We start from the raw sequence: 5,147 nt of genomic DNA, 5'->3' as shown, positions 1-5,147 counted from the left end.
CACAGCCCCAGACCCCAGTCTGCGACAGCGTACCAACACAATTGCAACTTGCATGCCAGAATGGGAAAGTAGTCGTATAAAACTCACCTGGTCGGACTTACCTATTGAAATAACAAGAGAAATTAATTTTAGAACACGCGCAAAGCTACCTGCGTCGCAGCGCTGCAAATTTAGTGCCGCAACGTAAACTTGGGCCACTTCTGGCCCAGAAAATTAATAAGCCCCCAAAAGGCGGCTATATTATTGATAAACCAGAGAAATCATCGGGCCATTTTTGGCCCAGCCCGGCCGTTTTTGGCTCGCCACTGAAATATAAGGGAAAATCGGAATAAGAACTCAAAGACAAGGTCCTTTTTGAGCTGATTTTGGGGGCTTCAGACCTCAAATGACCTCCAAAACAGTTCCTCTTAGGAGAGTAGATAGTGGCCTTTGACAGCGAAGAACTGCTTTCAGATGAATACTGCTCAGGATTAAGCCTGACATGCAATCTGGCTGAAGCTGGCAGCTCAGCCTGTCGCACCTCATCTTCCAGTTCTTTCGCAGGGGTGATTTTTCTCCTGATTTGGCGGCCTGTGCGCGCCCCTTCTATTTTTCACTGCCTTTGAACGCCTTTCATTGCCTTTGAGCGCCTATGAACGCCTATACGCCTAAGACCGGCTTCCATTAGGCTTTCCTGCAAGTGTGCGCGCCATACCATGAGACTTGGATCTTGCAAGGGCTGACACACTACGCATTACTTGGATGTTATGTGAGGGGGAGTAGATTGTGCCAGGTCGTCAGCGCCTTACAGAAAAGATTGCTCGCAACGCAAAGCCCACGGTGCGCCAATACCAACTGTTTGACAGTGTAGTCCCCGGCTTTGCTCTGGTGATTTACAAATCCGGCACCAAGGCGTTTAACCTGTCCTATCGGGTGGGAGGCCGCCAGCGCCGTTACACCATTGGCCAGTGGCCTGCCTGGAGTGTTGTGGCAGCCCGCGAACGGGCCAAGACCATCCGCCGGGAGATTGAACTCAGCTGCGATCCGCTGGGCAACCGGCAAGCAGAGCGGGTTATCCCTCATGTGAGCGATCTTATTGAGCGCTATAAGGACGAGCATCTGCCCAAGCTGGCAGAACGCAATCAGGCAGACCAGATCTCCATGCTGACCAAGCTGGTGCTGCCGACATGGGGCAACCGGCCCGTACGGGACATCTGTTCAGCAGATGTCAACAAGCTGCTGTGTCAGGTCGCAAGCGGGCGTCATCGGCCTGCCAGGACGAACAAGCAGCGAAGTAAACAAAAGCACCAGGACAAACCCAAGCCTACCCCGATCCGCGCCAATCGGCTGGGCGAGATCCTGCGCAAGATGTTCAATCTTTCGGTGCAGTGGAAGATGCGGGAAGACAATCCAGCAGATGGGTTCCACAAGCGTCCAGAAAATGCTCGTGAACGGTTCTTATCTTTGGACGAGATCAGCCGTCTGTCTGCGGCGCTGGAGGACAGCACGGATACGCGCGGAGCTGATGTCATCCGTCTGTGTCTGCTCACCGGGGCACGTCTTGGCGAGGTGCGCCATGCCCGCTTTGAGCAGTTTAATCTGGACCTGCTCATATGGCTCAAACCAGCTGCTGCCACCAAACAGCGCCGCACCCACCGCCTGCCCATATCACTTGAGGTGGCCGATCTTGTACGACGCCGTCAAAGTGCTGTGTCCAAGGACTGCCTCTGGCTGTTTCCAGGTGATGTGCCCGGCAAACCTGTTCATGAGATGCGCCGCTACTGGCAAGGTATCTTGAAGCAAGCAGATATCAGTGATGTGCGCATTCATGATCTGCGCCACACCTTTGCCTCCCTGCTTGTCTCCGGTGGAGCTTCATTGGAAGTCATTGGCAAGCTTCTGGGTCATACTCAGATGAGCACCACTCAGCGCTATGCGCACTTAATGGAGTCTCCCTTACGCGAAAGCGTCAATGCAGTCGCTGGCTATGTAAAGTCCAAACCATCTCAACACACACAACAGGTTACTTCGCTTCCACCTCAACTACCTGCTTCAACGCCTCCCGTTCTTTCCGCAACATCTTTAAATGCTAGTTCTCCCGCGCCGTTTTCAGGGCCTGCCAAAGAGGCTGAATACGGCGGCGGATGGTACTCATATCAGGCGCCTCTCCACTTGCAGAGGCCTCAATAAACCAGTCCTGCATCGCACTGGCGAGCTCATTCAAAGTATTTGGAACACCTTGTGTAAACAGATGGACACACAGCGGTGCCCACATCCCTTCCCAGTCATACTTTGGCTCACGCCCACCCCGATCACCGCTTTGACCACCACGCTGACCAAGGCCATGCTTTTCTTCAAACCGATAAAGATCAGTCGCTGGAATCCATAGCTCATTGGGCTGCACGGCCAGGCCTTGCCTTGGGCAGGTGACATAAAGCAGTTCAGCACCTTTCTTGCGCAAAGGGATCACGCGGTGCACAAGGCAGGCGCGTGCAGGCACTCCCGCGGTTCCCAGCATTTTGAATAGGTCCGATCCGCACAGCTCCACCATCCCACACACTTTTTGTGCCCCGCACACAACCAATGGCGTGCTGGTGACAAGGCGAAACCGCCGTGCTTCCGCCCAACCTGCAATGGTGGCAAGCGGCACGCCCCAGCGCGCCTCAGCTTCAAAAACTGTAAAATACTCCTTTGATGGCAGCGCCATTGGTCTTCCTCCTCACGCACACCAAACATCATGAAGAAAAATTGAGGCACGAGGCAAACGCTCGGGCCTGCTACTGGCTAGTGAAGCCCTAGGCAGTTTTAGACTCCTGTGGCATCCAGCTTCTATTGGGCCTCATCAAAGAACACATCACCGCATGTAGTTCGCATCCAGCCTGCCGTTTAAGTCAGGTTAGTTCCAGCAAAACTTAAGACCTTTACCAGCTAACAACAGGCCAGCACTCAGCCCGGCAGAGTTGATTTGACCAGGGCATTAACTGTTTGAAATACTGCAAGGTTTTGCGGCAACTCGAATTCTAAAACTGACCATTGATATCTATGGGATATTCCAAATCTTCATGAACTCACAGGGGCAGTTGCGACCCTTGGTTTGAGGCCTCCGATGCATCGAGGGTGTAGCCTCAGGAAACGGTTCGATTGTCTTCAATAGGCGTTGCCTTAATGTTTGAACGCCTATGAACGCCTTTCACTGCCTTTGAACGCCTATACGCCCATTTGCTCTCCATGCTTAGCTTTTCCGCAAACCGTTTGAGCCCGAGCGGTCCTGCTTTGGAGGAACATATGGAAGACAACGTCCCTACCCCGGAACTTGAACAAACAGAACCTAAGGCCATCCTCGATGGTTGGATGACGCGCGCTGAGCTGGCCAAAGAGCTTGGCGTTTGTGTTGATACGCTGGGCCGCTGGCAGACCATGCGCATTGGCCCGCCGTGTGTGCGTACTGGGCCCCGGGTGTTTTATCGCCGCGCCTCTGTCATCGAGTGGCTCAAGCAAAAGGAAATCCGTGAGAACAGGATTTCAAACCTATGAGCGTTCAAGCAATCAGCTGGGCTTATGGGTGTTCTCAAGTTTCCGATCCGATCGAGAAGTTTGTGCTCATCACCATCGCCAACTTTGCCGATGAGTTCGGCCTGTGCTGGCCATCGCAAGCCACGCTACAGGAGGCCTGCTGCTGCTCGGAGCGCAAGCTGCGCAACTGCCTGAATGACTTGGAAGCGCTGGGGCTGATCACCCGCTACCAACGTCGCCGTGCCAATGGCTCTCGCAGGTCCGATATTTTCGTCCTTACTGGCTTTGACGGACGCAGGGCCATTCCCGATCAAAATGACCATCCTGCGCTAGAAAATCTGGAGGTGACCAAACCGAGAACACACAAGCGGCATGGTGTGCCGGAAGGCCCCACCACCAACCGGCACGTGGTGCCGCACCAACCGGCATCTGGTGCCGCTACCAACCGGCACGTGGTGCCCCCCTTGAACCGTCATTTAGAACCATCAAAAGAACCTTTTCCCCCTTACCCCCAAAACCCGACCTGTGAGCAACATCGGGCAAAACCTCAAAGACCAGCCAAGGAGAAATCCCATGAGCAATCTGTTCGATCCCATGAACCCTCCAAACGCAAAAAATCCATTTCCCATGTTTGGCAGAGAGCCTGGGATGAGGCTCTTGCAGCAGCTGACCACCACACGGCCAGAACGACGTCAGGCGCAGCGGACAGCTCAGGAGATTGAGGAACTGGAGCAACTGCTCAGCACACTCACCAAGGCCAATGCACCCGGCGGGTCAAAGCCAGTGAGCCTGGCTGTTGGTCAGCTTCTCAACCACTATCCGCAAAAACGGCTCTCACCAGAGGCCATCACACAACTGATTGAAGATTGGATTCAAGATCTAGGCAGCTACCCAACCGATGTGATCTTTGCGGTTTGCCAAAGCTGGCGGCGCAGTTCCAAAACGATCGCTCCCACACCTGGCCAACTGATTGCCCTTACTGAACCCATCATGGCAGCGCGGAACTTCCACATCCGGGTGCTGCACAGCGTACTGGACGCGCAAGTCACCTCAAAAGCATCCACCTAGAGGATCGTATGGCGCTCACCACCACACAGATCGTCGACCGGCTTGAGCTTGCGGCCAGCACATTACGACGGCTGCCCAACCCGCCAAGGTCAACACCTAGGCGCGACGGCAACACATGGCCGCAGGTCATCCATGATGTTCATGAAGCTTACGGTTACAACAAACCCCAACTAAGAGCTGTGCCCAGCGCTCGAGATATTGCTCTCATGGAAGAAGCCATCGATTGGCTACGATACGTCCCTGAGCCAGATGACCGGAAAATCCTCTGGATGCGGGCGGAAGGTTTCCGCTGGCGACCCATCTGCATTCAGGTGGGGCTCGCGCGTTCTACCGCTCATCGCCGCGCTGTGGCCGCTGTTTTGGCCATACAGCGCGCTATAAACAAGCGAAGGTGAAGTCACCGACACTTCTACCCTCTACATTCATGACCGGCTAATGCCATGGGTTTGTGGAGGAATTCAGTTTCCTTGCATTGACACCTTGCGCCAATCATCGCATGGTCCTCTTGAGGCTTCACAACCTCTTAGTAGAGCGGTCACCGCTGCCGTTATTTCGGCGGTCAATTTGTGTTTGGAGTTAGCCCTCCT

At 54.3% G+C, this 5,147-nt stretch carries 6 protein-coding genes; 5 read left to right on the top strand and 1 reads right to left on the bottom strand.

Translation table 11 applies throughout. The features are described 5' to 3' along the window. Nucleotides 1-765: 765 nt before the first annotated feature. On the top strand, nt 766-2,169 hold the full coding sequence (locus PsWM33_RS09075; RefSeq protein WP_082826946.1) for a site-specific integrase: 1,404 nt from the start codon (nt 766-768) through the stop codon (nt 2,167-2,169). Here the strand turns inward: PsWM33_RS09075 and PsWM33_RS09070 are convergent. After that, nucleotides 2,069-2,686: a hypothetical protein gene (locus PsWM33_RS09070; protein ID WP_063299999.1), complete on the bottom strand. Its 618-nt coding sequence runs from the start codon at nt 2,684-2,686 to the stop codon at nt 2,069-2,071. The genes PsWM33_RS09075 and PsWM33_RS09070 overlap by 101 nt on opposite strands. 578 nt (nt 2,687-3,264) lie before the next feature. Here PsWM33_RS09070 and PsWM33_RS09065 point away from each other — a divergent pair. Genes PsWM33_RS09065 through PsWM33_RS09055 form a run of 4 tightly spaced genes read left to right on the top strand, consistent with a single transcriptional unit; the run spans nt 3,265 to nt 4,955 of the window. Beyond that, nucleotides 3,265-3,513, top strand: coding sequence for a helix-turn-helix transcriptional regulator (locus PsWM33_RS09065; protein ID WP_063299998.1), 249 nt, complete (start codon nt 3,265-3,267; stop codon nt 3,511-3,513). Next, nucleotides 3,510-4,214, top strand: a complete 705-nt coding sequence (locus PsWM33_RS26745; protein ID WP_082826945.1) for a helix-turn-helix domain-containing protein — start codon at nt 3,510-3,512, stop codon at nt 4,212-4,214. Before PsWM33_RS09065 ends, PsWM33_RS26745 begins: the two co-directional genes overlap by 4 nt. Next, nucleotides 4,150-4,560 carry a hypothetical protein gene (locus PsWM33_RS09060; protein WP_193778384.1) on the top strand — a complete coding sequence of 137 codons (411 nt, stop codon included), beginning with the start codon at nt 4,150-4,152 and terminating at the stop codon, nt 4,558-4,560. Before PsWM33_RS26745 ends, PsWM33_RS09060 begins: the two co-directional genes overlap by 65 nt. 8 nt (nt 4,561-4,568) lie before the next feature. After that, nucleotides 4,569-4,955, top strand: a complete 387-nt coding sequence (locus PsWM33_RS09055) for a DUF6362 family protein (protein ID WP_063299996.1) — start codon at nt 4,569-4,571, stop codon at nt 4,953-4,955. Nucleotides 4,956-5,147 lie beyond the last annotated feature (192 nt).

Source organism: Pseudovibrio sp. WM33, assembly GCF_001623165.1.
Lineage (GTDB): Bacteria > Pseudomonadota > Alphaproteobacteria > Rhizobiales > Stappiaceae > Pseudovibrio.
Note: the sequence above shows the minus strand (reverse complement) of the source record. Positions and strands in the feature narration are given on the sequence as shown.